Origin of the sequence: Alteromonas sp. B31-7 (assembly GCF_015767655.1) — a bacterium.
Taxonomy (GTDB): Bacteria; Pseudomonadota; Gammaproteobacteria; order Enterobacterales; family Alteromonadaceae; genus Alteromonas; species Alteromonas australica.
The window spans coordinates 2,610,825-2,636,599 of the sequence record NZ_CP065233.1; the positions used below are offsets into that span (position 1 = coordinate 2,610,825).

Genomic DNA, 25,775 nt, shown 5'->3' on the forward strand with positions numbered 1-25,775 from the left:
TGTAAGGAGAATCAGAATGCACCAAGACGTTACCTATGAAGTTGATCAAAGGCAGGTTGCACTTATCACGCTTAACCGTGCAGAGAAACACAATGCCTTTAACGACGCCATGATAAACACCCTAACCCACTATTTCGAGAAAGCCGCACAAGATAGCCAAGTTAGAGCGGTCGTGCTTAAGGCGGAAGGCAAAAGTTTTAGCGCCGGGGCCGATGCGCAATGGATGAAGAAAATGGCCAGCTACAGCGAGCAAGAAAACCATGCTGATGCCATGAAGTTAGCCACTATGCTGCATACCCTTTACAGCTTGCCTAAAACCACCATAGCACGGGTACAAGGGGCGGCATTTGGCGGTGCCGTAGGCCTGATTGCCTGTTGTGACATTGCAATAGGCAGCAAGTTAAGTAAGTTTTGTTTAAGTGAAGTGAAAATTGGGCTTATTCCCGCCACCATTAGCCCCTATGTCATCGAAGCAATGGGCACTCGGGTTTGTCGACGTTACTTTCAAACCGCAGAAGTATTTTCGGCTAGACGCGCCCGCCGCCTGGGTTTATTAAGCGAATCCGTAACCGAAGACGAGCTAGACAGCACCATAGATCACATTATCCACGGGCTATTAAAAAATGGCCCGCAAGCCGTTAGCCAAGCAAAATCCTTGGTGGAGTTTGTGGCGAATAAGCCTATTAATGAAACCTTAATGAATGAAACAAGCCAGCGCATTGCAAAAGTGCGGGTGTCAGAAGAAGGGCAAGAAGGCCTGTCAGCCTTTTTAGAGAAGCGCGTTGCCCGTTGGCAGGAGCAATAACCATGATACAAAAACTACTCATTGCAAACCGTGGTGAAATTGCCTGCCGTGTAATCAAAACGGCAAAACAACTGGGTATACAGACCGTGGCGGTTTATTCGCAGGCAGACTGCAACGCCATGCACGTTAACATGGCAGACGAAGCGGTGTTATTGGGCCCTGCCCCTTCAAAAGACAGCTACCTGAAGTATGACGCCATTATTTCCCATGCCAAAAACTTAAGGGTAGACGCCATTCACCCTGGGTACGGTTTTTTATCTGAAAATGCTGATTTTGCACAACAATGTGAAGCCAACAACCTTGTGTTTGTTGGCCCGCCCGCCAGTGCTATACAAGCCATGGGCTCGAAGTCAGCGGCAAAGCGTATTATGGAAGACGCAGACGTACCTTTGGTGCCTGGTTACCATGGCGATGATCAAACCCCCGCAACGCTTAAGAAAGCAGCCGATGACATGGGCTACCCTGTGTTACTGAAAGCGGCAGCAGGAGGCGGCGGCAAAGGCATGCGTCAAGTTTGGCATGAAGACGAGTTTTACCCAGCGCTGCAAGCCGCTAAACGGGAATCTATGGCCAGCTTTGGCGACGATCACATGTTGGTAGAAAAATACCTTACTCGCCCCCGACACGTTGAAATACAAGTTTTTTGCGATACCTTTGGTCAGGGTGTCTACCTCTTTGAGCGGGATTGCTCGGTACAACGCAGACATCAGAAAATTATTGAAGAAGCACCGGCGCCCAATATGCCCGAAGGTGTGCGTGAACAAATGGGCGAAGCCGCGCTAAAAGCCGCTAGTGCAATTCACTATGTAGGCGCAGGTACCGTGGAGTTTCTACTGGATGACGACGGTGCCTTTTATTTCATGGAGATGAACACCCGTTTGCAAGTTGAGCACCCCGTTACCGAAATGATCACCGGTGAAGATTTGGTCGCTTGGCAATTACAGGTTGCCGACAAAAAGCCACTGCCCAAAACGCAAGCAGAATTGAAATGCCAAGGGCATGCATTTGAAGCGCGTATTTACGCAGAAGATGCCGACAACGACTTTCTGCCTTCCACAGGTCATTTAGCCCTGTTAAAGCCCCCCGCCACCAATGCCTTTATTCGGGTGGATACTGGGGTGACACAGGGCGACGATGTTTCTGTGTATTACGACCCCATGATCGCCAAATTGGTGGTGTGGGGAGAAAACCGAGAATTAGCGTTAAGCCGTTTGTATCAAGCCCTAGGGGATTACCATATTAGCGGCGTGACCACTAACATTCCCTTTTTACGCAAGGTCGCCAATAGTCAGGCGTTTAAACAAGCCGAGCTTACGACCACCTTTATAGAGAAATTCGCGGATCAATTAACTTTTGACGAAAGCGAATCACGTGGGCTTCCATTACCCGCCATGGCACTTTACGTTTTGTTAGACAGAGCCTCCAACGAAAAAATGGGGCGACACGTTAGCGAACGCGATCACACCTCCCCTTGGCAACAACTGGGCACATGGCGGGCGAATTCCACCTATGAAGAAACCCTGTCTCTTGAAGTAAATAACCACACTATTCGTGTTGAAGTGCAACATATCAAGCGCTTAAGCGTGACTGACCCGCGCCAGTGGCGTATCAAGTTACCTGAACAAGAGGTTGTTGTATCAGGCTCGCTCAATGGCAACACCTTGCAGGCCACCATTGGTGAAGTGAAATCGGCGTTTACGGTGGTCAAGCATAATTCACAATTTAGCCTGTTAAATGCAGGGATATGTACTAACTTTCAACTTATACCCCCTGATTTAGGGCTGGATGGTAGCGACAGTAAAGATACGAATACAACAGCACCAATGAACGGTACGATTGTGGCGCATCTGGTTCCCCCCGAAGAGCATGTAAAGCGGGGCGACCCCTTGTTAATAATGGAAGCGATGAAAATGGAACACACTATCACCGCCCCTAGTGATGGAAAAGTAGACGAGTATTATTATGCGGTAGGCGAGTTAGTTGATGGCGGTGCAGCCCTGTTTGCATTTACGCCACATACAACCGATTAGGAGCTAAACTATGTTGCCTAAGCAAGTGAGGATTGTGGAAGTGGGGCCAAGAGATGGCCTGCAAAATGAGAAAAGCCCATTTTCTGTTGAGCACAAAATTAACCTGATTAATCTACTCTCTCAAAGTGGGTTGAGTTACATTGAGGGGGGCAGTTTTGTCTCTCCTAAATGGGTGCCACAAATGGCTAACTCAGCACAAGTGTTTACCCATATTGACAGAGTTGAAGGTGTCACCTATTCAGCGCTTACACCGAATACCCAAGGCTTTGAAGACGCGTTAGACAGTGGTGTAGATGAAGTCGCCATATTCGGCTCGGCATCAGAGCGCTTTTCGCAAAAAAACATCAACTGTTCCGTAGACGAAAGCCTTGACCGGTTTGCGCCTGTCATCGAGCTAGCCAAGCGGTATGAATTACCCGTAAGGGGCTATGTTTCATGTGTGATGGGCTGCCCTTATGAAGGGGATATTCCCCCAGAAAATGTGGCGCATATTGCACGGCGCTTACACGACATGGGGTGTTACGAAATTTCCTTGGGCGACACCATTGGCGTTGGCACACCCACGCAAACCAAGCATATGCTAGACGCCGTGGGCAAGCAGGTTCCTATGGCCAATATTGGTATACACTTTCACGATACCTATGGGCAGGCTCTAGCTAACATTTATGCCGCCCTTGATTACGGCATTGCCAGTATTGACAGCGCAATAGCAGGGTTAGGCGGGTGCCCATATGCCAATGGCGCTAGCGGAAATGTGGCCACGGAAGATTTACTTTATATGCTTAACGGCATGGCAATAGACACTGGCGTCAACATGGATTTGCTCTTAAAAGCCTCAGCGTTTGTGTCTGAAATAACCCAACGCCCGGTAGAATCAAAAGTCGCAAACGCTTTGCTAAACGGATAATTCCCGTCAACGCGCTTCTGGGCAACGTAAAAGTGATGCTGTACCACAGCATCACTTTTCTTTAGGCAATAAAATTGTACTGATGATGGCCACCACCAGCATAGCGGCCATAATATATACAACAGAGAAGGTCAAAACCGACGAAAGAAACGCGTACAACCCGCCAAATGCCAGCAGTATCAGCCCTATGGCGGTATTGGAAAACCCGACTAATTCTGTGCGACCTTGCCCCTCTTTCACGTCTAAACTGTAGGTTTTTCTGCCGGTTCTCACCCCAGCGTGAGCAACAGACAAAACAAAAAAGAGTAATGCTGAAAACCACAAACCATTAGGGTTAAATACAAGCAATGCCACGCACGCGCTTAACGCCAATATACCGGCTATCTGCAAGGTGCTTCTCGCGCTTTTATCAGCGACCTTTCCCCATAAAAAAGACGACAATAACGCGGCCAATGCTTGTGCGGCCAGATACACGGGCAACAAGGAAGTGGCCTTTTGATCGCTCTCAAGCATAAAATAAGGTGCCACTAATGCCGAATGAACAAACAACCCTCTTACTGCAATAAAGGTATAAACCGTTCTATCAAAATTAACACTTAATAGCCGGCGATTTTCATCATCGCTCCCTTCTTGGCCCTTGTTGTTGTCCTCGGCTTTCACATAGGTTTTAACAGGCAGTAAACAAAGAAGCGTGATGATAAACGACACGCTAGACCCTGCAACCAATCCAATCACCGCATAGTTTTGCAACGCTTGTTGGTAATAAACTAATGGCACCGCCACACACAATGTCATTAAACCTGACGCCGTTGAAGCAATGCCCACCAGCCTGCCCCGTTCCCCTTTTTCTGCGACATCGGCTTCCATATCTTTAATGGTAAGAGAACACGCCGAACGGCCTATGCTTAAGGCAACAAGCGCCGTTAGCACAACGGCGCCCGCAGCCACACCACTTAGCACTAAGGCGGCAAGCAAGGTGGTGGTAATGGCGCAAATTTGTAAGGCCATTCCAAGGCGCCATACATGATGACGAGCTTCGTGTTTACGTAAATAAACGCCAATAAAAGCTTGTGGTAACAGTGCGCCAGACTCGCGAATAGGCACCAACCAGGCCACCATCCATACGGGTGCAGAAAGGGAAAGCAACAATGCGGGCAAGGTGGTTTTTGCGGATGCCAATAAATCCGCGAGTTTGTTAAAAGCCAGCGCTAGAATTAAACGACGCTTATTATTTGCCATTGGGTGTAGGCTCTCCGACTGGGCAATAAAATATACTCAACCACAAAAAAGGGCCGTTTTCACGACCCTTTTTGCATTTACATCCACATTGTTAAAGTCACCAGCACAATTTAGATCACTTTTTAATCTAACCACTTTACCCCTCTTATTTTAACGCTATCGGTTGCTAACCCTGGGGGGTTCACAACGTAGCAGCACATGAAGGCTAACTTTGGTTTTCAATCACCGTTTTCAAATTCTCTAACCCCATTTCAAAATCGGGACCAATTAAACCATCAATCATGAGTACAAAATAACGATCAACCGGGTTCATGCCTACCTCGCCTTCATCGGTCCAGGTCACCAAGGTGCCTTCTTCCGTGGGCGTAAGCGATACAGAACCTGTGGATCCCATATCAAAATCGGGAAAATACAGTCTATACTCCACATTTTTGTTATGTACTAGCTGGGTAATTTCCATTTCACCATTGCCTTCTGTGGCACTTTGCCACACAGAACGCATACCAATTGCTCTGTCTGGGCCACTGTAGTCAATGACCATGTTTGGATCCCGTTTAAACCAAACACCCCATTTTTGCCACGCTTTTAAATCCACCACTTCAGGATAAACTTCACTGGGGTTGGCTTTAATAAGAATGCGACGTTCCACACTGTATTCACTGGGCAAGAAGAAACCAATAACACAGACAATCACGATTAACGCACCTATGCCTATTAAGAGCTTTTTTAAAAACGCCATCTAGTTCTCCACTGGTAGTTAAAGAGTTGCTATCGCATCAAACATAACATTTAATTAACAAACTTAGTAGCCCTGGGTAAAGTTGAGAATGATTATTCTTAACTACAGCCTTGTGTTTCACATTAAATGGAAACGTTTCCCACATTTCGACGACGATCACGATTATTTTACATACGTATGCAAAACCCCATGGCATTCTAATTATTCTTGTGTAATATGAAGTTAGGTTATCTACAAGCCAAGTGTCAGGGTTTACATACCATCCCCTGTCATGCTTTCTTGGCACCTATTCAAACAGAGCTTAAGCTCGCCGACACTGCAGTTTTGTGTCTCAATGATGGAGAAATAAGATATGGCAGATAACAGTTCACGCTATATCAGTAACTTGACTCGCGATACCTACGCGCTCATCTTAGCTGGCGGTAAGGGGTCTAGACTGCATGAACTGACCACATGGCGCGCAAAACCGGCGCTTTATTTTGGCGGTAAATTTAGAATTATCGACTTCCCACTCTCTAATTGCATTAATTCAGGTATTCGACGGGTTGGTGTAGTCACCCAATATAAATCACACTCGCTTATTCGACACCTTGTACGCGGCTGGGGGCACTTCAAAAAAGAACTCGGTGAATCAGTAGAAATACTCCCCGCGTCTCAACGATTTTCCGATAGCTGGTATGAAGGCACCGCAGACGCAGTTTTTCAAAACATTGATATTATCCGCGACGAGTTACCTAAATACGTTATGATTTTGTCTGGCGACCATATTTACCGAATGGACTATGGCACCATGCTGGCGCACCACAAAGAATCTGGTGCGAAAATGACCGTCTCCTGTATGTCGGTTCCCATTGAAGAAGCCGCAGGCGCATTCGGGGTAATGTCAGTAGATGAAAACCTTCGTATTAATGGCTTTCAAGAAAAACCTGAACACCCTGCTCCTTTGCCCAACGACGACACCCGATGCCTAGCCTCAATGGGCAATTACGTATTCGACACCGAATTTTTATTCGAGCAGCTACGCAGAGACGCGGAAACCTCAGGCTCACAGCGTGACTTTGGTAAGGATATTATTCCTTCCATTATTAAAGACCATCCTGTTTATGCCTTCCCGTTTGAAAGCAGTGGCGGTGATAATGCCTATTGGCGCGACGTAGGCACCATAGACTCCTTCTGGGAAGCCAATATGGAAATGGTTGCGCCCGTGCCGCAGCTCAATCTCTACGATCAAAAGTGGCCGATTTGGACTTACCAAGAGCAACTTCCCCCGGCGAAGTTTGTGTGGGAAGACCACGACAGGCGCGGTGAAGCTATTAACTCAGTGGTGTCTGGAGGCTGTATTATTTCAGGCTCAACATTGCGTGCGTCCATCTGTTTTTCAAATGTACGTGTCCACTCCTATGGCCTAATTGAAGATGCGGTTATTCTTCCTGATGTTGAGATTATGCGCCACTGCAAGCTTAAAAAGGTGATTATCGACCGAGGCTGCACCGTACCCGAGGGCACTGTCATTGGCTACGATCATGACGCAGACAGGGCAAGAGGATTCAGAGTCTCTGAAAAAGGCGTGGTATTGGTTACCCGTGAAATGCTTGGCCAACCTGTGGGTGGCTTAGCCGCCGTGTAATGAGCAATAACACTACCATACTAGGTACACCTGGTGTACCTAGCGCGCATTCCACTTAGACAACGTGGTTGATATCAAATTAGCCACGTTTTCTGGGTGTTCTAACGGAAACATATGTCCCCCTTCTAAACTCGTATGAGTGATTGCATTTTGCTTCATTAACCTGGTGTACATTGTGGGCTTGCACACCTGGCTTTGCTTACCTGTAACAAGTAGCGCGGGACACGATAATTTACCTTTATATCGCCCCAAATTGTGTGGCACATTTCTAAACAATGCCGCTTCCACATCAGCTTTAAAACCTAATCTGGCCTCATCCCCTTGATGATGAATAACGCTTTTCACGTAATCCCGTACGCATCGTTTATCCATATTGCGAAACAAGGCTTTGCCATGAAAGTACGCGTCTAAATCTGTGTTAGCTGGCCAGCGCGTGTTACGAGTTTCAGCAAGTTTTGCTGGGGTAAGCTTGTTAATTAACGGTGTTTTCTTGGCAAAACGGAAGAAGTGGCTCATGGGCCCTACCACAAGCGGCGGGTCTAGCATGATGACGCCGCGAAACAAATGAGGCGCCTCACACGCCGCCATATAGGAGATAACCGCCCCAAAGGAATGACCCACGGCAAACACACCGCGCTCATCCCGGTTTTCCCGTTCAACGTGGTTAATTAACTCTTTCACTTGATTTCGCCAATTACCGTTTACTGGCAAGGCATCATCGTGACCAAACATACTCACATGAAGACGTTGAAAATGATCAGGAAGATAAGAAAATAATGTGTTGTAACTTGCCGCAGGGAAACCATTTGCGTGGGCAAAATGAAACGTTAATGATGATTGCGACAATGATATGCTCCTTTCACTGACGTACTGCTAATAGCATTAAAAACCGATGGCGTTAACCTAAAAAAACCTTATTAGGTACTTAGCGATTAAGCACCTAATAAGGGAACAGAGTCTACTACAGGCCCCGACGCTCTGCCATCTCCCAATCTTTGACTATCTTGGTGCTTGTCCATAAGAACACCATAATAGACAGCCCATAAGGAATTAACAGATACAAGAGCGCTGTGCGCAATGCTTCCGTTTCACCTAATGAAGGAACCAAGGCCTGACTAATAACACCGGTTAACGTAGGGCCACCACCTAATGCAATAATATTAAGTACAAAGAAAAATAATGCGGTAGACATAGCGCGCACATTAAGCGGTGCTAGAGTTTGTGCCATTGCGAAGCTTGGTCCTAAGTACGAACCGCTGGTAAACAATAAAAAGCCCATTAACCCCACAGACAACCACAAATCTTGTACTTGCAAAGAAAAGTAAAAGGCGGGCACGCCAATAATTAATGCGATAGCCGGCAATAACGCATACGCTTTTTTGTTTTTCTTGCCCCATTTGTCGGCCACATAACCCCCTAACCAAACGCCAGCGGCGTATGCGGTGCCGTTTATAATGCCAAACACAATGAGTAATTGCGTAATATCCAGCCCTGCAAACGCCCTGACGTAATAGTCTATTACCCAAGTGGAGATAGCATAGTTACCGAAGGAGCCAAAGGAAATCCCCAGTGCCATGCCCCACCATGTAGGCACTTTCAACAAGGTTTTTAGCGACGCGGTCACACTGGCTTTTTGCGCTGATGGCGCGTGAGAAGCCTGAGATTCAGACTGAAGCTGAGATTGGGTTCTCACCGGTTCTTTAACGGTAAATTTTAAAAGCAAGGCCAATAGCACACCGGGAATGCCCACACTGTACATCACCGTTCGCCAATCGGCGGTTCCTCCCTGCAAAAAGAATGCAGAGGCAAAAAACGCTAACATCACACCGAAAGGAATACCAAGCGAATAAATAGCTAACGCACCCGCCCGCTTCTCTTTTGGAAACAGGTCAGAAATAATGCTGTGTGAAGGAGGGCTTCCACCCGCTTCGCCTATGCCCACACCAATTCGCGCCACGGCGAGTTGTACGTAGTTAGCCGCTAACCCAGATGCCGCGGTGAAACCACTCCATAAGGTTAACGAAATAGCAATAATATTCACGCGACTGTATCGGTCTGCCAGCCATGCGATTGGGATACCCATCACAGTATAAAGCAGCGCAAAATAAATCCCTTTTAGCCAGCCTAACTGCGCATCGTCTAGGCCCAAGTCGGCCTTGATGAACGGAGATAAAATGCCGATAATTTGCCTATCAATAAAGTTAAAGGCATACACTAAGGTAAGTACAAAGAGGACATAATTGCGATACCGCCGCGAAGGTGCTGCATTCTCGTTAGCTGGAAGCCCGTGAGCATGAGTTAAAGCCATACCATTCCCTTTTAAATAGGTTGAACGGCTAGTCTACGCACCTAGTTAATTAAGTGGCAACTAATTGTTAGTTATTTGTTAACATAAGAAGAAATGTTGAGTCAGACTTTCTGTTCACTGCCGCTTGATGTAGGATGTTGACACCCTAACTGATCAGACCAGATGGATTACAATGACGGTAGATTCACTTTTAACGTTACCTGCATTAGATGCGGTTTCAGACAATAGCTGGAAAGTAGATAATCTTATTATTCCCAAAAATTGGGGACAAGGACGCACTGCGTTTGGTGGCATAACCGCAGGTATGCTGTACAGTGCAATAAGGCAACAAGTTGAAGAAAGTCGCGTTTTGCGTTCTTTCACCACTAACTTCGTTGGGCCGTTATCGTTAGATGAACCTTTTTCCATTGAAGTTACAAAATTAAGAGAAGGCAAAAATGTCTCTCAGTTTATTGCTCACGCCACGCAACAGGGAAAAAGTTGTATTTTCGTGCAAGCCTGTTTTGGTATTGGTAGAAAATCGGGCATACGGGTAGAAAATACCGAAATTCACGGCATGCCTGAACCCACCAAAGCCAAGTTTATTCCCCAGATACCCAAGGTAACCCCTAAATTTCTGCGTCATTTTGACTTAGCCATCGACGCTGGCGGTATTCCTTTCACACGTAAAAAAGACAGCATATACCATGGCTTTATGCGCTTTAAGCAGCCACCTGCAAGCATTAACGATGCTCACATCATCACCCTTATTGATGCTTGGCCGCCTACTCTGCTACAGATGATGAAATTCCCTGCTCCGGCAAGTACCGTCAGCTGGAATATTGAGTTTATTCACCCGCATAAGCCAGTGTCACCCACCGACTGGTTTGCGTATAAAGCGCATACGCGACAAGCCGCAGATGGATACGGTCACACCGAAGCTACCATTTGGGATAAACACAACGAAGTCATTGCTATTAGCAGACAAACCGTGGCGGTTTTCGACTAGGTAACACCAGCAACGTTGCTTGTTCAATAAGGCTACAACCGTCTTTGAGCGTAGCCTTAATACAACATAAACGCACTGGGGTTAAACAGCGAAATAACCGACACGCATTGTAAGTTCGTAATATCTAGCGCATCTTCCAGATCATTGTCGTCTAAGGCTAGCTGTTGCGGTAGGTGTGGTTCTAAATTGTTATAACTGGGGTAAATTTCCGGGTTAACGTTATCAAGCGCTAAAACGTACGAAAGCTGCAAAATACAGGTTTCCACATCGCTAGAGGGGGTCTCTGTTTTGTTCATCATGGAAATAGGTTGATAAATAGTCTCAGGCAGCGACCAAGCCTTAATAAGCGACGCACTTAACTCGGTGTAAGTAAACCCAAACACCGCTCGCTGTAACTCTACCGGTGACACTTGAGCAGTGAACCGTTGGCATTTTTTCACGCCATCGGGGTTGAAGGTAACTGCCACAAGCTCACCAATATTGTGCAAAAGGCCAGCAACGAACAGTCGCTCAGGCTCTCGAATATTTCTGACGTCAGTGAAATACTTAGCCAACAAACCACACGACACACTTTGCTCCCAAAACTTATCCAAATCAATTATTTGACTATCAATATCTTTGAATGCGTGACTCACACCGTAAGCTAACGCAAGGTCGTAGGTAGACCGCGTGCCCACCACCTGAATGGCTTTAGTGACGGTATCAATTCGATTGGGAAAACGATAAAGCGCGGAGTTCGACACCCGAAGCAATTGCGTGGTAAGCGCAGGGTCATAGGCAATAATTTCTGAAATATCATCAATGCTGGAAGCCTGATCGTCCATACACGCTTTTAGACGTGTTACCGATTCCGGCAGCACAAACAAATCGTTCGCTTTTTCCGTCATTTCTGAAATGTTCATGTCGGTGTTAGCTCCAAGTAAGGACGGTTATTTATAGTTAGATTAGACGCCATTATTAAAAGGCTCAATCAACCTTTAGTACATTGCGCTGGATTTTTCGAGTTTAGACTAGGAAGAATATGTTACAGCCTTTCGGCTTCACCATGCTAAAATTTGCGCTTTTATTACGTAAAACTAAATGCTTGTGTTAGATAAACTGCTTAATATTCTTGTAATAGGCTATGTATGGCCCGAACCTAATTCTTCGGCGGCGGGGAAAAACATGCTTTCCCTTATTCGTAGCTTCGTGGCCAAGGGGCATACGGTAACTTTTGTGACAGCCGCCACAGACAGTGTACATAAAGCAGATTTAACCGCGTTGGGGGTTAACTGTGAAACGGTAGCACTGAACTGCAGTAGCTTTAACCAGCAACTTTTGCAATTTGCACCCCAGGTAGTGGTGTTCGATAGATACATGACACAAGAGCAATTTGCATGGCGGGTTAAAGAAACCTGCCCAGACGCCTTGCACATTCTTAATACTGAAGACTTACATAGTTTACGGCATGCACGCTTTGAAGCGGTGAAGCGGGAAAACGACGCGACTAAGGCGCACTTAAATACTGCACTCGCTCAGCGCGAGATAGGCGCCATATTACGTAGTGATATCACACTGGTCATCTCAAGCGCCGAATACCAACTGCTTACACATGTTTACCGTGTGCCCGAATCTCAACTGTATTATTTTCCGCTAGATGCAGGCAAACCGCTAGAAAGCCCTCCCTCGTTTGAGGAAAGGCAAGATCTCGTGACCATTGGTAACTTTCGCCACGCCCCTAATTGGGATGCTGTTTTACAACTTAAAGCCATGTGGCCGGCTATACGAAAAGCATTTCCTTCGGTAAACATGAAAGTGTATGGCGCATACCCACCGAAAAAGGCCACCCAACTGCATAATCCCAAACAAGGGTTTTATGTGGAAGGATGGGCCGAAGATGCCGATAACGTTATTGCCCAGGCGCGCTTGCTGCTTGCCCCCATACGCTTTGGTGCGGGCATTAAAGGAAAGTTATTAGATGCCATGCGCTGCAATACCCCTACCCTTACCACCGACATGGGGGCTGAGGGGCTGTTGCCGCCTTTTGACCCCAACGAGTCTGACGAGCATAACCCTCTGTGGGGTGGCGCGCTATTACCCACTCCCTGTGAAAAGGACAGTCAAATACAGCCGTGGATCAACGCTATAGCAGCCCTGTATCATCATCAAGACCAATGGCAGGCCGCAGTGGAAAAAGGCCAAGCGCTGCTTTCTAGCTACCAGAAAGACGTGCAGCCATCAGCATTTATAAACCACGTGGAAAACTTGCATCAGCGCCTTGCTGCCCACCATGACTCCTTATTTTTCCATGGCTTGCTATGGCAGCAATCGCTGAATGCCAGCAAATACATGTCGCAGTGGATAGAAGCGAAAAACCGCGTGTAGCGGTTTGCCTCTTGCTTTTTGCCTTTTACTAAAGCCCAGATAATCTTGCCAGCACCGCATTGATCCCGTTCGCTCGCGACTGACTTAAGTGGCGTTCTAGATTGTTTTCACGTAAATACTGATGAAAATCAAACGCCCGTCTTTGTTCAGCAGTTAGCTGATTCGCTTTTTCCAGCAATACTGCCAGCACACCACGAATGATTTTACTGGGTGAATAAGCGGCCAGCGTAGTAGGGATATTGGTGTGTGTTTCTTCCTGCATTGACGCAGACGCATCTGATGCCACTTCACCTAACCATACGTCGCTGTCGCACCCTGGCACATAATGCTGTGCGGTGCGCAAAGCTTCGGGCAAAATAGGCAACTGCTTTGCTGCCAGCATCATTGCCCGCGTAGCCCCATCCCAACCTTTCGCACTGGCGACCGATTGCGCAATAGGTAATGGGTCCGATGGGAATTGACTGCTACACATAACGTATAAATTTACCTTTTTGCCTACACTAAACCATCAACAACCGAGCTAGCTTGCCAATTCTGCGGCAAGATCGTCGGCGCTCATCACCAAATTCTGCTCATCACTTTTCGTGGGAAACATCACCAATTCCACACCATTTTTTGCCAGTCCCGGCAACCACGTTTGGGTAAACTCATCAAGGGCCACGGCAACACACTCGCTATCAAGGCCGTTTTCATTGACCCAATCTTGTGCTAAATCCACATGAGGAAACAAAGGCAAGCGTACTTCATTGTCATCCTCAAGCATCACAAAACCGTCTTGCCCCTTAACCAGCCACACTTCTTTTGCTTTTGGTACGTAGGTAACCACCAGCATTTGACGGTCTTCTGCAGATAGGGATTTTGCTTGAGCAAGCGTAGCGTCGTTCAGGGTTTTGGTTAAAGTATCGGGGAACACGTTGGCGACCTTCGTGGCAATTAAAAGCGGCAAGTATACCCTGTAACTATGGCTACGCAATCTCTAAGCCATAAAGAATAAACTAGGTTCAATGGAACCTTCTTGTTACTATGCTAAATGCTTCAACAGGACACATTTATTCGCGAAGCATGGAAACCATCCATGCCGTTATTAACGCCATCAGCATGCCTTCACATAACTAATCTTTTATATGCACACATTATTTACTGAATTAAAAACAAAAACGGCTGAACGCCATCGTGAATTGGAAAACACCGCGCCTTTTTCTTCGTTTCACCGGTCTAACTCCATTGACGTCATTCAATACAGTGCCATATTGCAAACCATGTGTCAGTTTCATCAAGATGTCACGGCTTATTTAACCTCTCAACCAAACAGCGCCGGCTTACGCGCCCTAAATATAGACAGCATGCTGCCTTTTTTAGGCGCCTCTCAGGTGTTAGCGTCGCTTAAAACAGATCGTCAAGCCTTAGCGCAATATGCCCCGCAACGGGAAAAAAACCGTGGGAACGCTGCCATTACCGACGCCCCATTTACCCACAGTATTTCTTCTGTTATTGCTGCCATGTATGTTTGGTTAGGCTCTTCAATGGGCGCAAATATGCTTGTTCGCCGAATACAAAATCAAAACGAGCGAATAAGCCCTGCGTTACCTGTCCATTACTATGGCGAAATGGCCAGTAAGGCCAAGCATTGGGTGGCCTTTAAAGCTCATATCGACAACCGTCTTGCGCCGCTGTGCCAAACATTAGGCGTTACCGAAGCGCAATTTTCTTCATGGGTAGTGGCTGATGCAAACCAATGGTTTACGCATTTAATAGCATTAGGGAATCAAGCTTCTTTGCAACCGCGCCCCCACGAGTATTGCGGTTAATTCAGTGCAATAATTTGATAGAATACAAAAAATTTCCATGGGAATAGAAGTAAAATGAAGGTTATCTCTTTTAATATCAATGGCATTAGAGCCCGCTTACATCAGTTGCAAGCATTAATAGACACCCACCAGCCAGACGTAATAGGTTTACAGGAAATTAAGGTTCACGACGAACAATTTCCCGTAGAAGCGGTGGAAGCCATGGGATATCAGGTGTTTTTCCACGGTCAAAAAAGCCATTACGGCGTGGCCTTCTTAGCGAAAAAAGCGCCCTTGTCTGTCCAAAAAGGCTTTCCTACTGACGAAGAAGATGCCCAAAGACGGATGATCATATTAAAAACCACCGACGATAAAGGTGATCCGGTTACCATACTAAACGGGTATTTCCCTCAGGGTGAAAATGAAAAGCATGAAACCAAATACCCAGCCAAGCGCAAGTTTTATCAAGATTTAATGCATTACTTGAATACTTACCACACCCCTGATGAAAAAGTGATTGTGATGGGAGATGTGAATATTTCACACACAGACCTTGATATTGGCATTGGGGAAGAAAACAAAAAGCGTTGGCTACGTACCGGTAAATGCAGCTTCTTACCTGAAGAAAGACAATGGCTAAACACGCTAATAGACTGGGGCTTTGAAGACAGCTTCAGAACCCTAAACCCAGATACAGACGATAAATTCTCATGGTTTGATTATCGCTCAAAAGGCTTTAACGATAACCGTGGTTTACGTATTGATTTAATATTGGCTACACAAAGCTTGCACGCTGACTTGTCTGAAGCGGGCATTGATTATGAACTGAGAGGAATTGAAAAGCCCTCAGATCATGCGCCAATTTGGGCAACCTACACTAGCGAGTAAATTCAATAGGTTAAACACAGAACCAGAATATGACGTTAATTCAATGGGTATGTTTAGGCGTTTACGCACTTGTTCTTACAATAAGTATTAAGAACATCTCGCTTATAGGTTTATCAAAAGACAAACACCAACAACATTTGGTGTTTGGCACCGCTGCCACCCTTTTCGTGTTGTGGATGTTTAGGGCAGGTATTTTTGATGGGCTAAACGTGCATATTCTGGGGTTAAGTGCGGTGACCCTTATGCTGGGCTTTCGCTACGCGGTGATAACCGCCACCCTAACTCTGGTTGGTGCAACGGCCGCAGGCTATGGGTCATGGCAAAGTATCGGTGTAAACGGCGTTTTTGGCGTGCTATTGCCCATAGGTATCACTTACTTGGTACTTATGCTGACGTTTCACCGCATTGCTAGACATTTGTTTGTTTACATTTTTTTGTGCGCGTTTTTTCCAGGGGCATTATCCACTGCACTTAAAATTCTCACCCTAAGCGGCTATTACTATGCCGACAATCTGTATAGCTGGGATACCATTTACAATAATTATTTATTGCTCACCCCCTTACTCGTATTTCCTGAAGCGTTAATTAATGGCATGGCTATCACTATTTTGGTGATTTACCAGCCCAAATGGGTATACACTTTTCAAGATAAATTTTATTTAGACAAATAAAAAAACCGCTTATAAAAGCGGTTTTTAGTGATTCGGCTTTACCAGCAAACTTCATGTTTAAGGCTGGTTTTGTACGGACTACTTTTTAAATAAAATATCCATAACATCAGCCAGCTCGCCTTTACCTTCACGAATTTCTTCTTCAGATAAACCTGCAATCTCGTGAGGGAACACCAACCACTCATCGCTTTCGTTTACATAGTAATCTGGCACTATGTCAGTGGTGTTATTTTGAGGCTTGTACCACGGGCATGCAATACGAATGTCTTTGGGCATATTCAAGCGCATTAATTTGTTAATTTGCTTTATAAGCGCATCTACGCTGCGGCCAGAATCAAACACATCGTCAACAATTAATAGCTTATCGTTGGCGTTAGCGTTTTCAACCAAATAATGTAACCCGTGAACACGGATTTCTTTCGATTGCTTATTAATGCCATAGTAAGAAGAGGTACGAACGGCAATATGATCAGTAGGGGTATCTTTAAATTCAAAGAACTCTTGAACCGCGATACCAATTGGCGCCCCACCACGCCAAATACCAATAATGAAGTCGGGACGAAACCCGTCCTCATAAACCTTTGCCGCTAAGCGAAAGGAATCCTGTAATAGCGATTGCGAGGTAATAAAATTCTTATTCATGACGTCCCACTGGCCAAACTTTAAAAGACCGCGAGTATAGTGAATTTCACAACTATTTGCACGGCATATTCGTATTCTTATTCATTTTGAAGTGCCAAAGATGGCTGGGTTTTCATCGCTTTACGGGCTGGATAAATACTTGCACATAAGCAAAGTAGTAAAGAAAGTAAAACAACGGTTATAATTTGCGATAGGCGCATATCAATAGGCAATCCTTGGCCATCGGCAGACAGCGCGATAGGCGAACCTATCCAAGCTAAGAAAGTATTTAGCTGCAAGGTAACAACCACCCCCAACACTAGCCCTATACTTGCGCCTTTTACCCCATTAAATAAGCCATTGAAAATGAATATCCACATTATGGTACTTGGGGTCATGCCTTGGGTTTGCAGCACCGCAATGTCCCCTTGCTTTTCAGAAACCACCATCACTAAGGCAGAAACAATATTAAAAGCGGCCACAGCGATAATTAACACCAACATGAGAAACATCATGTTTTTTTCCATTTTTACCGCATCAAATAACGGCCCTTGGCGTTCTCGCCAGGTTTTTAATTGCAGCCCTGGCTGCTGTGCATTTAATTGCGCAACAGGCACCGCGTATTCAAAAGCATCATCTAAAAATAGGCGGGTAGATTCCCCAGCGCCTTTTGGGTCACGCAATAGTCGATTAACGTCATCTTTATGCATGTAAATGGCTTTGTCATCCATTTGCGAACCCATATCAAAAATACCACTTATGGTAACCAGCCTTTGACTGGGCATGCGGCCAAATGGCGTGTACACACTCGCACCGGCGACCATAATGCGCAGTTGGTCGCCTATTCTAGCGTCTAGCTTTATGGCCAGCGCGCGGCCTAAAATCACATGATATTGCCCCGCTTCAAGACTATTAAAACGCCCTTGTTCCATTTGTTGCGCCACCATGGCATTGGCTATCATAGTGTCGGGCACCACACCATGCACCTGCACGCCCCTTAACTCTGAGCGAGACTGCACCACGGCTTCGGTTTCTCTATAGGGCATCGTTGTTATAACGTGAGGCAAGGCGCTCAGCGTGCTTTCATCTACATCGCCCAGTACTTCAATGTGTGGCACTATGCCGAGAATTCGGGTTTTAAGCTGCCCTTCAAACCCGTTCATTACCGAAATAACAATAATAAGCGCGGTAAGTCCCAGCGCGATGCCTGCCACTGAAAAGCGATTAATAAAAGAAATAAAACTGTTTGCACCTGCAGATTGGCTAGGTCCAGACTTCGCATAGCGATATGCAATAAAGGCAGAGAGAGGATAAAACAATGCTACGCCCTAACGGTTGTGCCCTTTTCTCGTTTAATCCGTATTGAAAAGCAACCAGCTTATTCAAAAGGCGAGATGACGGGCTAATCTCAAAATAGTAAAGTGCGTATACTACGTGTAAGCTACTGGCCGTACAAGATAAGTGGCGGGAGAATGAAGTGGAAAACCTGAGCCTAGAACAAAAAAAAGCACAGTTTGAAGAATACTTTTCAATTGGGCACAGCATAAACGCCAATGTTATTGCTGTACCCAATGATGCGGTTCCTCAGGATGAAGACGAACTTGCCGCCGCTATGCCCTATGCATTTCGCATTGCCAGTGAAATGGCGAGTATAGAAGCCCAAGCCTTACGGCCACTGCGCCACTTAAGTGATCATGCTGAAGCCTTAACCGAATACCTTAACCATCAGGCGAAAAAAATTGACCTAATGATGTCGTTTATTTTGCACCAGCAAGATCAAGCTGACCATCGTTTTGAAACGGTAAAGTTTGGGGGTGGCGGCGTGGTTATTAAAAGCGCCACGCCGTTCGAACTAGGCAGCTTTGCCGAAATAAAGCTATTTTTAGATTCTGAGGCCGCGGCCATATTTTGCTTTGGTGAAGTAATTACTTGCGAGAATGTAGAGGATGATTACCATATAGCCTTTATCTTCACTACCATACGCGAGCAAGATCAGGAACTGCTTGTTCGAGCCAGTTTACATTTGCAAACGCAACAGCTTCGTAAACGCGCACAACAGAAAAAGTCAGGCGAATAAACACGCCTTTCGTAAACGTATTAAAAGTTTTAGGAACACATGACTGCGACCCTATTATCACTGCCAATACCCGCGCAGAAAAAAGCCACATCTTCTCAAGATCATAAACACTGGGGGCAACTGCAAGGCAGCAGCCCGGCGCTTTGCATTGCACAAGCCCAAGCACAATATAACGGCCCCATTGTTTTAATTACCGCCGACACACCATCGGCGTTAAAACTTGAAAAAGAATTGGCCTTTTTTATGGCCGACGATAATGTACCTATTACTCTGTTTCCAGATTGGGAAACCTTACCTTACGACACTTTCTCTCCCCATCAAGACATTGTTTCTCAGCGCTTAGAGACCCTATTTAGGTTTACCCAACAGGTAGATGGCATTTTCATTGTGCCCATCAACACCCTGATGCAGCGCCTTGCCCCCACCGACTATTTAGCCAAATACTTGTTAATGCTAAATAAAGGGGACACCTTAGACAGAGATCAATTTAGACGCAACTTAGAGCAAGCGGGCTATTTGCATGTAAGCCAAGTAATGAGCCATAGCGAGTTTTCGGTACGTGGCAGTATTATCGACTTGTTCCCTATGGGCAGCGATAAACCCTTCCGCATTGATTTATTTGACGATGAAGTAGACTCCATTCGCTTTTTCGATACCGAAACCCAGCGTTCTGGTGATGCCGTAGACAAAATACGTTTATTACCCGCCAGGGAGTTCCCTACCGATAAAGCGGCACTGAATTTATTTAGGCAACAGTTTTTAGAAAAATTCGACGCCAACAATGCGCAAGAGTCGGTATTTTCGCAGGTTACCAAAGGTACAATGCCAAGTGGCGTAGAGTATTACTTACCGCTATTTTTTGAAGCCACCGCCACTTTATTCGATTATTTACACCCGAAAAGCCTGTTGTTATTGCACGGAGATGTACAAGACGCCAGTGAGTTTTTCTGGGCCGATGTTCAAGAGCGCTACGAACAATACCGCTATAACCCGGCACGCCCTTTCTTGCCTCCAGAAGATTTGTTTTTGCCTATAAACGAGTTGTTTGGTGCCATAAAGCAATGGCCGAGAGCCTCGCTAAGCGCCTACGTATTGGACGACAAACCTGGGGCATTTAACCTTGGCTGCGACAAGCTTGACGACATTGCCATTAACTCGCAGAAAAAAGCCCCTGCGCAACAGCTAATTAACACGGTGAATGACGCCACCCAGCGTGGTGCCAAAGTGCTCTTTTGTGCAGAAACCCAAGGCCGTAAAGAAGGGCTATTAACGGTATTACGAAAAGCCGGTATAAAACCGAGTTTTACGCCATCACTCAATGCATTTTTAAGTGAAGGCGAGCAAGTAGGCATTACCGTGGGCATGGTGGAACACAGTTTCAGATGGGTGAATAACCAACAAGAACTGCTGTTCATTACCGAAACCGAACTGCTTGGGCACAAAGTAAGCCAACGCAGGCGCAGAGACAAACGCACTGCCACTGACGAAAGCGCCATTATTCGAAATTTGGCCGAACTGTCTATTGGCCAGCCCGTGGTGCATCTCGATCATGGTGTGGGAAGATACTTGGGCTTACAAACCTTGGATGCCGGTGGCGTGGCTACCGAGTATCTGTGTATTGAATATGCCAAGCAATCGAAGCTGTACGTGCCGGTGGCTTCCCTGCATTTAATTTCACGCTACACAGGCGGCGATGCAGACACCGCCCCCATTAATGCGTTAGGGTCGGATGCCTGGTCGAAAGCCAAGCAAAAAGCCGCTGAAAAAGTACGTGATGTGGCCGCCGAACTGTTAGACGTTTACGCCCGCCGTGCTGCCAAGCCCGGTTTCGCTTACCCGATTAATTGGGAAGATTACCAAGCCTTTGCAGACAGTTTCCCCTTTGAAGAAACCCCCGATCAGGCGCAGGCCATTGCGGCGGTTATTCACGATATGGGGCAACCGCAAGCCATGGACAGGTTGGTGTGTGGTGACGTGGGCTTTGGAAAAACAGAGGTAGCCATGCGCGCGGCTTTCCTTGCCGCAAACCAAGGTAAGCAGGTGGCTATATTGGTGCCCACCACCCTACTTGCCCAGCAACATCATGAAAACTTCAAAGACAGATTTGCCGCGTGGCCGTTTGAAATTGAAGTCATGAGCCGTTTTGTTAGCGGTAAAGCACAAAAAAGTATTATAGAGCGCATAGCCGAAGGAAAAGTAGACATAGTGGTAGGTACCCACAAACTGCTTTCCAGTGAGTTGAAGTTTAACGACCTAGGCCTTGTAATTATTGACGAAGAACACAGATTTGGTGTTCGCCAGAAAGAAAAACTGAAGTCGCTTCGCGCCGATGTAGACATATTAACGCTAACGGCCACGCCTATTCCAAGAACCTTGAATATGGCGCTATCGGGTATGCGCGACTTATCTATTATTGCCACCGCGCCAGCAAGACGTCTGTCGATAAAAACCTTCGTTCAGCAACGCAATAAAGCCGTAATCCGCGAAGCAATCATGCGTGAAATTTTACGCGGGGGTCAGGTTTACTTCCTTCACAACGAAGTAGACACCATTGCCCGAACCGTAGAAGAAATTGCCGAAATTGTGCCCGAAGCCCGCATTGCCATGGGTCATGGGCAAATGCGTGAGCGCGAACTAGAAAGCGTGATGAGCGACTTCTATCACCAAAGATACAATGTATTGGTGTGTACAACCATTATTGAAACCGGTATTGATGTGCCTACCGCGAACACCATTATTATGGATAGAGCCGATCATTTAGGGTTAGCACAGTTACACCAGTTGCGTGGCCGGGTGGGTCGCTCCCATCACCAAGCCTACGCCTATTTACTGACTCCGCATCCTAAGCGAATGACGAAAGACGCGGTTAAACGTCTGGACGCCATCTCCCAATTGGAAGACTTAGGTGCAGGGTTTGCGCTTGCCACACACGACTTGGAAATTCGTGGAGCCGGTGAACTCTTAGGTGATGACCAATCAGGTCAAATCGCCAGCATTGGCTTTAGTTTATATATGGACATGCTAGATAAAGCCGTTACTGCCCTTAAAAACGGGAAAGAGCCTTCGCTTGATGACGCTTTAGCAGGCCATACGGAAATTGAACTTCGCATTCCAGCCTTGTTACCCGAAGACTACATTGCCGATGTTAATACTCGCTTGTCGTTGTACAAACGCCTTGCCGGTTGCACCACGCAAGATGATATTGATGAATTTCAGGTAGAGTGCATCGACAGGTTTGGCTTACTGCCAGATGCTGCGAAAAACCTCGTGCAAGTGGCTGAACTAAAAATAAAAGCAGAGGCCTTAGGTATACTTAAAGTAGACTTGTCTGCCCAAGGCGGTACTATTGAATTTAAAGAGACCACCAAAGTAGACCCCGGCTTTATTATTCAGTTAGTGCAAACTAAACCGAATACCTTCAAATTTGAAGGCAGCCAAAAATTAAGAGTGGTTAAACATACAGAAACCGCAGAGCAACGTATTGCACTGATAAGCGGTATCATTGCCGATTTTGCCAAGGAGTCGCGATAGCATGATGTTTTCTCGCAAGCACGCTATTAAACGCGCTAAGTCACATTCGTTAGGTTCGTGTTCAGTTCGAAAGGTGCCCATGTTCATGTCAAGTGCACTGCTAAGCGCCTTAACAGTGATGTCATCGGCACAGGCCAACGACGACTGGTGGTTTGACGTAGAAGTGATTGTTTTTGAGAGAAAGCTGTCGCTTAGCGAGTTAGACGAGCAATTTGAATTTGTGTCGTCATTGGCAACACCGGATATTGAAGCCGATGTGATTGGCGATGTTATTCGACCAGACATTCGTTGGATAAAACAGAATTTACCCAGTTGCACGGCAGACACGCCTCCCCCCTACCCTGAAGAATCGCTGATTACCCTTACGTTTGACGACGCTATACCTTCTGATGAAATAGCAGAACAAGATTCGCCTCAAACACCGGAAGTTGAAAGCCCCGAGGTAATACCCCCCTTAGCAACTCAAAGAGAAGAAGCCAGCCCGTGGTCGGCTGAAGAGCTCAGCGTTTATGCAAAAGATTATGGACCAAGCGCAGACACCATAGCCGGCTATTGGTTGTCTTTTTATACCGAAGAAAACGCCTTATTTAACCCGGTGACCGTGCCCGAAACCCAGTTTTGCGAGCCCGCGTTTACCACCGACACATGGTTAAGCTTTGAACAAGGTGAATGGCAAACTCATTACCCTGATAATCGCTTGCCTGCACCTGCGGCCTTGCCCATTACCCCAGAAGGCAACGATTGGCCTTACGCCAGCCATGCGCACCTATTACCTGCATCCGCGCAAGAGCTTACCAGCTTGTCACGACAAATTCGCCAGAATAGAGAACTCACCCGATTACTCCATGTAGTGTGGCGACAGCCTGTTATGTTTGGCAAAGACAACGCCTTTAATGTGCGGTTATTCGCCGGTAAAAACTATGCAGACAGTTACGATATTATGGGTAACCCCATTCAAACGGCTGTTGAACTAGGCAGTACACTGGCAGATGAAAGTGGTGAAAATGATGACAGTGTCGAAAACGACGAAAATAAAATTCAGCTCAACGAAGACGCTAGCCCAACTAGTGACAGCCTAGTAAGTTCAGGAACACAAAACGACATTTTCAGTAACCTAGAGAAGCGGTTAGCCCAACCTACCCCAGTGGAATTTGACCACTTCACTGACGACGATGCTCACACTCAAAGCAACGATGAATTATTGAAGGTAGATGCTGCATTTCGCCCCCCAATTTGGCAACTAGACGGCAATGTTAAGGTGTTTTTGAAATACATTAACCGCGTACCCTATTTACACATTGACAGTAACTTGTTTTATCGACAACCCATTCCCCTTAGCGATTTGATAGACAGTGATGAAAGTGGCTCAGCAACCAATACTTTTGCGAATCAACCTGAAGATGGGCGACTTAATTCTGAAACATTACCTGAGTATAAATTAGCATCGGTGCCATTTAGCGAACAGCGTCGCGTCATTAGTAAGCAGCTGCACTACTTTGATCATCCCTTGTTTGGCATGATCATAGAACTAAGACGCTACCAACCACCTACGGCAGTAAAGGATTAATTGCGCTTATGAAAATTTATACGAGAACGGGTGATAAAGGCAGCACGCAAGTTTATGCCGACAAAGCATTACGGGTAGAAAAGGACGACACGGTAGTGCAAAGCTATGGCGATATTGACGAACTAAACAGTCAGCTTGGCTTACTTGCCGCCGTAGCAGCCCCAGAACACAGAGAAAGTATTTACACCATTCAGCGCAATTTGTTTCAGGCCGGTTTTGCCATTTCTGCAAGCTCTACCCTTACCCAAGATGACGTAGCGACACTGGAAACAGACATTGATGCGCTAAGCAAAAAAATGCCTCCGCAAACCGATTTTGTATTACCCGGGGGAAGCAAAGCAGGCGCCCAATGCCATGTGTGCCGTGCGGTATGTCGCCGAGCAGAGCGCGCGGTAATCTCGTTAAGCAAACACTACGACGTACCACCTGTAGTGCCCGCTTATTTAAACAGGCTTTCCGATTACTTATTTACCCTAGCAAGGTACATGAATGTGCAAGCTGGGGTAGAAGAAATAAAAGTATAAGCGCTTTAGCACTTAGTTTATTGGGTAGTGATTTAATAACGCTTTTGCTTGTTGGTATGCTTGAGCAGCGCGGGCTGGCAAAGGCACGTCACACATCGCTTTTAATGAGTCGCGTCCTACGCTGTTTGTATAGGTTGCCTCGTCGCACACGGTTTCAAGTGCATCCAAAATGGCTTCTGCCCCTTTCACGTTGTTACAGGCCAATACCATGTTGCAGCCCGCGTTTAACGCCGCCCTAGCCCGTTCGGGATAATCGCCAGCCACACTGGCACCGTGCATCGATAAATCATCAGAAAATATGGCACCTTTAAACCCTAAAGCTTGGCGTAACTGGGTTTGAAGCCACCAGGATGAAAACCCTGCAGGTGCACTGTCTAGCGTTTTATAGATGACATGGGCAGGCATGATACCTTGCAATAAATTCGCTTGAATCAGCGCCTCGAATACCACCATGTCGGTTTGTGCAATGGCGTGGAATTCCCGTTCATCAACGGGTAACGCCACATGAGAGTCTGGCGCTACGCTGCCATGCCCAGGAAAATGTTTTCCAATGGCGGGCATATCACAGGCTTGCAGCCCCGAAATCAAGCCTGTGGCAAGCGCAATCACTTCGCTAGCATTATCGGCGAATGCCCTATCGCCAATCACCTGAGACACCCCATTAATGTCTAACACGGGCGCAAAACTAACATCGATAGAATGTTGCTTTAATTCATAGGCAAAGGCAGTACCACATGCCTTTGCTAAGGCTATCCCGTCGGCTGTGTTGCCGGTAAGTTGAGAAATAGCCCCCATGGCAGGAATTGCCGTGAAGCCGTCTCGAAAGCGTTGCACTCGCCCGCCTTCGTGATCCACAGCAATAAGAATGGGCTTGATTGCCGCCGCGCGAATTTCTCGGGTGAGTTCGCTTAGCTGTGCTTTGTTGTAATAATTTCGACTAAAAAGAATGACCCCGCCGGTGACCGGGTGTGCTAATTTCTCTTTTTCTTCAGGCAGTAAGCGCTCTGCCTCGCAATCTAACATCAACGGGCCCATGCTTGCCTCTTTTCACCTGTCATAAAACATCACTTTAATTTTATAGTTTCGGTGGTTAGGATAGATA

At 46.5% G+C, this 25,775-nt stretch carries 23 protein-coding genes; 13 read left to right on the forward strand and 10 right to left on the reverse strand.

What is annotated here, in order from left to right; translation table 11 throughout:
• Positions 1 to 16: 16 nt before the first annotated feature.
• The 3 genes from IUA53_RS11180 to IUA53_RS11190 are packed head-to-tail and all read left to right on the forward strand — an operon-like array spanning position 17 to position 3,742.
• On the forward strand, positions 17 to 805 hold the full coding sequence (locus IUA53_RS11180) for an enoyl-CoA hydratase/isomerase family protein (protein ID WP_044447088.1): 789 nt from the start codon (positions 17 to 19) through the stop codon (positions 803 to 805).
• Between the two features lie 2 nt (positions 806 to 807).
• Complete coding sequence (locus IUA53_RS11185) at positions 808 to 2,835, forward strand: acetyl/propionyl/methylcrotonyl-CoA carboxylase subunit alpha (protein WP_044447086.1); 2,028 nt, start codon at positions 808 to 810, stop codon at positions 2,833 to 2,835.
• A 10-nt stretch (positions 2,836 to 2,845) separates the two neighbouring features.
• Positions 2,846 to 3,742 (forward strand): hydroxymethylglutaryl-CoA lyase, encoded by an 897-nt coding sequence (locus tag IUA53_RS11190; RefSeq protein ID WP_044056852.1) that lies wholly within the window; start codon positions 2,846 to 2,848, stop codon positions 3,740 to 3,742.
• A 51-nt stretch (positions 3,743 to 3,793) separates the two neighbouring features.
• Here the strand turns inward: IUA53_RS11190 and IUA53_RS11195 are convergent, their stop codons facing one another.
• Positions 3,794 to 4,981 (reverse strand): MFS transporter, encoded by a 1,188-nt coding sequence (locus tag IUA53_RS11195; protein WP_044056851.1) that lies wholly within the window; start codon positions 4,979 to 4,981, stop codon positions 3,794 to 3,796.
• 205 nt (positions 4,982 to 5,186) lie between these two features.
• Complete coding sequence (locus IUA53_RS11200) at positions 5,187 to 5,720, reverse strand: SRPBCC family protein (protein WP_044056850.1); 534 nt, start codon at positions 5,718 to 5,720, stop codon at positions 5,187 to 5,189.
• A gap of 352 nt (positions 5,721 to 6,072) precedes the next feature.
• Here IUA53_RS11200 and glgC point away from each other — a divergent pair, with 352 nt between their 5' ends.
• Complete coding sequence (glgC, locus tag IUA53_RS11205) at positions 6,073 to 7,347, forward strand: glucose-1-phosphate adenylyltransferase (protein WP_196897106.1); 1,275 nt, start codon at positions 6,073 to 6,075, stop codon at positions 7,345 to 7,347.
• Between the two features lie 39 nt (positions 7,348 to 7,386).
• Here the strand turns inward: glgC and IUA53_RS11210 are convergent, their stop codons facing one another.
• Both IUA53_RS11210 and IUA53_RS11215 read right to left on the reverse strand, forming a co-directional pair.
• Positions 7,387 to 8,193, reverse strand: a complete 807-nt coding sequence (locus tag IUA53_RS11210; RefSeq protein ID WP_044056848.1) for an alpha/beta fold hydrolase — start codon at positions 8,191 to 8,193, stop codon at positions 7,387 to 7,389.
• A gap of 115 nt (positions 8,194 to 8,308) precedes the next feature.
• On the reverse strand, positions 8,309 to 9,655 hold the full coding sequence (locus IUA53_RS11215; RefSeq protein WP_044447081.1) for a spinster family MFS transporter: 1,347 nt from the start codon (positions 9,653 to 9,655) through the stop codon (positions 8,309 to 8,311).
• A gap of 172 nt (positions 9,656 to 9,827) precedes the next feature.
• On the opposite strand from IUA53_RS11215, the gene IUA53_RS11220 reads away from it, so the two are divergent.
• Positions 9,828 to 10,643 carry an acyl-CoA thioesterase gene (locus IUA53_RS11220; protein ID WP_044056846.1) on the forward strand — a complete coding sequence of 272 codons (816 nt, stop codon included), beginning with the start codon at positions 9,828 to 9,830 and terminating at the stop codon, positions 10,641 to 10,643.
• A gap of 56 nt (positions 10,644 to 10,699) precedes the next feature.
• Here IUA53_RS11220 and IUA53_RS11225 read toward each other — a convergent pair whose 3' ends face one another.
• Positions 10,700 to 11,545, reverse strand: a complete 846-nt coding sequence (locus IUA53_RS11225) for an HDOD domain-containing protein (RefSeq protein ID WP_044056845.1) — start codon at positions 11,543 to 11,545, stop codon at positions 10,700 to 10,702.
• Positions 11,546 to 11,723: 178 nt separating this feature from the next.
• Here IUA53_RS11225 and IUA53_RS11230 point away from each other — a divergent pair, with 178 nt between their 5' ends.
• A complete protein-coding gene (locus tag IUA53_RS11230; protein WP_044447079.1) occupies positions 11,724 to 13,007 on the forward strand; it encodes a glycosyltransferase in 1,284 nt (427 codons plus the stop codon).
• Between the two features lie 28 nt (positions 13,008 to 13,035).
• On the opposite strand, the gene IUA53_RS11235 is transcribed toward IUA53_RS11230, so the two are convergent.
• Entirely contained in the window at positions 13,036 to 13,479 is a 444-nt protein-coding gene (locus IUA53_RS11235) for a SufE family protein (protein WP_044447077.1), read from the reverse strand.
• 48 nt (positions 13,480 to 13,527) lie between these two features.
• Positions 13,528 to 13,920 (reverse strand): DUF2750 domain-containing protein, encoded by a 393-nt coding sequence (locus IUA53_RS11240; protein ID WP_044058839.1) that lies wholly within the window; start codon positions 13,918 to 13,920, stop codon positions 13,528 to 13,530.
• Between the two features lie 211 nt (positions 13,921 to 14,131).
• Between IUA53_RS11240 and IUA53_RS11245 the strand changes: the two genes are divergently transcribed.
• The 3 genes from IUA53_RS11245 to IUA53_RS11255 are packed head-to-tail and all read left to right on the forward strand — an operon-like array spanning position 14,132 to position 16,353.
• Positions 14,132 to 14,815, forward strand: coding sequence for a biliverdin-producing heme oxygenase (locus IUA53_RS11245; protein ID WP_196897107.1), 684 nt, complete (start codon positions 14,132 to 14,134; stop codon positions 14,813 to 14,815).
• A gap of 54 nt (positions 14,816 to 14,869) precedes the next feature.
• Positions 14,870 to 15,682, forward strand: coding sequence for an exodeoxyribonuclease III (gene xthA, locus IUA53_RS11250; protein WP_044056842.1), 813 nt, complete (start codon positions 14,870 to 14,872; stop codon positions 15,680 to 15,682).
• Positions 15,683 to 15,711: 29 nt separating this feature from the next.
• Positions 15,712 to 16,353, forward strand: a complete 642-nt coding sequence (locus IUA53_RS11255; RefSeq protein WP_196897108.1) for an energy-coupling factor ABC transporter permease — start codon at positions 15,712 to 15,714, stop codon at positions 16,351 to 16,353.
• A 78-nt stretch (positions 16,354 to 16,431) separates the two neighbouring features.
• On the opposite strand, the gene IUA53_RS11260 is transcribed toward IUA53_RS11255, so the two are convergent.
• Together IUA53_RS11260 and IUA53_RS11265 are read right to left on the reverse strand one after the other, a co-directional pair.
• Entirely contained in the window at positions 16,432 to 16,995 is a 564-nt protein-coding gene (locus tag IUA53_RS11260) for a phosphoribosyltransferase (RefSeq protein WP_044056840.1), read from the reverse strand.
• A 77-nt stretch (positions 16,996 to 17,072) separates the two neighbouring features.
• Positions 17,073 to 18,293 (reverse strand): lipoprotein-releasing ABC transporter permease subunit, encoded by a 1,221-nt coding sequence (locus tag IUA53_RS11265; RefSeq protein ID WP_044056839.1) that lies wholly within the window; start codon positions 18,291 to 18,293, stop codon positions 17,073 to 17,075.
• A gap of 158 nt (positions 18,294 to 18,451) precedes the next feature.
• On the opposite strand from IUA53_RS11265, the gene IUA53_RS11270 reads away from it, so the two are divergent.
• The 4 genes from IUA53_RS11270 to IUA53_RS11285 are packed head-to-tail and all read left to right on the forward strand — an operon-like array spanning position 18,452 to position 24,673.
• On the forward strand, positions 18,452 to 19,051 hold the full coding sequence (locus IUA53_RS11270; protein WP_044056838.1) for a PilZ domain-containing protein: 600 nt from the start codon (positions 18,452 to 18,454) through the stop codon (positions 19,049 to 19,051).
• 39 nt (positions 19,052 to 19,090) lie between these two features.
• Complete coding sequence (gene mfd / locus IUA53_RS11275; protein ID WP_044447071.1) at positions 19,091 to 22,582, forward strand: transcription-repair coupling factor; 3,492 nt, start codon at positions 19,091 to 19,093, stop codon at positions 22,580 to 22,582.
• Position 22,583: 1 nt separating this feature from the next.
• A complete protein-coding gene (locus IUA53_RS11280) occupies positions 22,584 to 24,149 on the forward strand; it encodes a CsiV family protein (RefSeq protein WP_196897109.1) in 1,566 nt (521 codons plus the stop codon).
• Positions 24,150 to 24,157: 8 nt separating this feature from the next.
• Positions 24,158 to 24,673, forward strand: a complete 516-nt coding sequence (locus IUA53_RS11285) for a cob(I)yrinic acid a,c-diamide adenosyltransferase (protein ID WP_044447069.1) — start codon at positions 24,158 to 24,160, stop codon at positions 24,671 to 24,673.
• Between the two features lie 12 nt (positions 24,674 to 24,685).
• On the opposite strand, the gene nagZ is transcribed toward IUA53_RS11285, so the two are convergent.
• Positions 24,686 to 25,696, reverse strand: a complete 1,011-nt coding sequence (gene nagZ / locus IUA53_RS11290; protein WP_196899512.1) for a beta-N-acetylhexosaminidase — start codon at positions 25,694 to 25,696, stop codon at positions 24,686 to 24,688.
• Positions 25,697 to 25,775: the final 79 nt, after the last annotated feature.

Bases quoted from the DNA above. Each gene is read 5' to 3' on its own strand.
- IUA53_RS11180 (WP_044447088.1), top strand. From the start codon at position 17: ATGCACCAAGACGTTACCTATGAAGTTGATCAAAGGCAGGTTGCACTT.
- IUA53_RS11185 (WP_044447086.1), top strand. From the start codon at position 808: ATGATACAAAAACTACTCATTGCAAACCGTGGTGAAATTGCCTGCCGT.
- IUA53_RS11190 (WP_044056852.1), top strand. From the start codon at position 2,846: ATGTTGCCTAAGCAAGTGAGGATTGTGGAAGTGGGGCCAAGAGATGGC.
- IUA53_RS11195 (WP_044056851.1), bottom strand. From the start codon at position 4,981: ATGGCAAATAATAAGCGTCGTTTAATTCTAGCGCTGGCTTTTAACAAA.
- IUA53_RS11200 (WP_044056850.1), bottom strand. From the start codon at position 5,720: ATGGCGTTTTTAAAAAAGCTCTTAATAGGCATAGGTGCGTTAATCGTG.
- glgC (WP_196897106.1), top strand. From the start codon at position 6,073: ATGGCAGATAACAGTTCACGCTATATCAGTAACTTGACTCGCGATACC.
- IUA53_RS11215 (WP_044447081.1), bottom strand. From the start codon at position 9,655: ATGGCTTTAACTCATGCTCACGGGCTTCCAGCTAACGAGAATGCAGCA.
- IUA53_RS11220 (WP_044056846.1), top strand. From the start codon at position 9,828: ATGACGGTAGATTCACTTTTAACGTTACCTGCATTAGATGCGGTTTCA.
- IUA53_RS11225 (WP_044056845.1), bottom strand. From the start codon at position 11,545: ATGAACATTTCAGAAATGACGGAAAAAGCGAACGATTTGTTTGTGCTG.
- IUA53_RS11230 (WP_044447079.1), top strand. From the start codon at position 11,724: ATGCTTGTGTTAGATAAACTGCTTAATATTCTTGTAATAGGCTATGTA.
- IUA53_RS11235 (WP_044447077.1), bottom strand. From the start codon at position 13,479: ATGTGTAGCAGTCAATTCCCATCGGACCCATTACCTATTGCGCAATCG.
- IUA53_RS11245 (WP_196897107.1), top strand. From the start codon at position 14,132: ATGCACACATTATTTACTGAATTAAAAACAAAAACGGCTGAACGCCAT.
- xthA (WP_044056842.1), top strand. From the start codon at position 14,870: ATGAAGGTTATCTCTTTTAATATCAATGGCATTAGAGCCCGCTTACAT.
- IUA53_RS11255 (WP_196897108.1), top strand. From the start codon at position 15,712: ATGACGTTAATTCAATGGGTATGTTTAGGCGTTTACGCACTTGTTCTT.
- IUA53_RS11260 (WP_044056840.1), bottom strand. From the start codon at position 16,995: ATGAATAAGAATTTTATTACCTCGCAATCGCTATTACAGGATTCCTTT.
- mfd (WP_044447071.1), top strand. From the start codon at position 19,091: ATGACTGCGACCCTATTATCACTGCCAATACCCGCGCAGAAAAAAGCC.
- IUA53_RS11280 (WP_196897109.1), top strand. From the start codon at position 22,584: ATGATGTTTTCTCGCAAGCACGCTATTAAACGCGCTAAGTCACATTCG.
- IUA53_RS11285 (WP_044447069.1), top strand. From the start codon at position 24,158: ATGAAAATTTATACGAGAACGGGTGATAAAGGCAGCACGCAAGTTTAT.
- nagZ (WP_196899512.1), bottom strand. From the start codon at position 25,696: ATGTTAGATTGCGAGGCAGAGCGCTTACTGCCTGAAGAAAAAGAGAAA.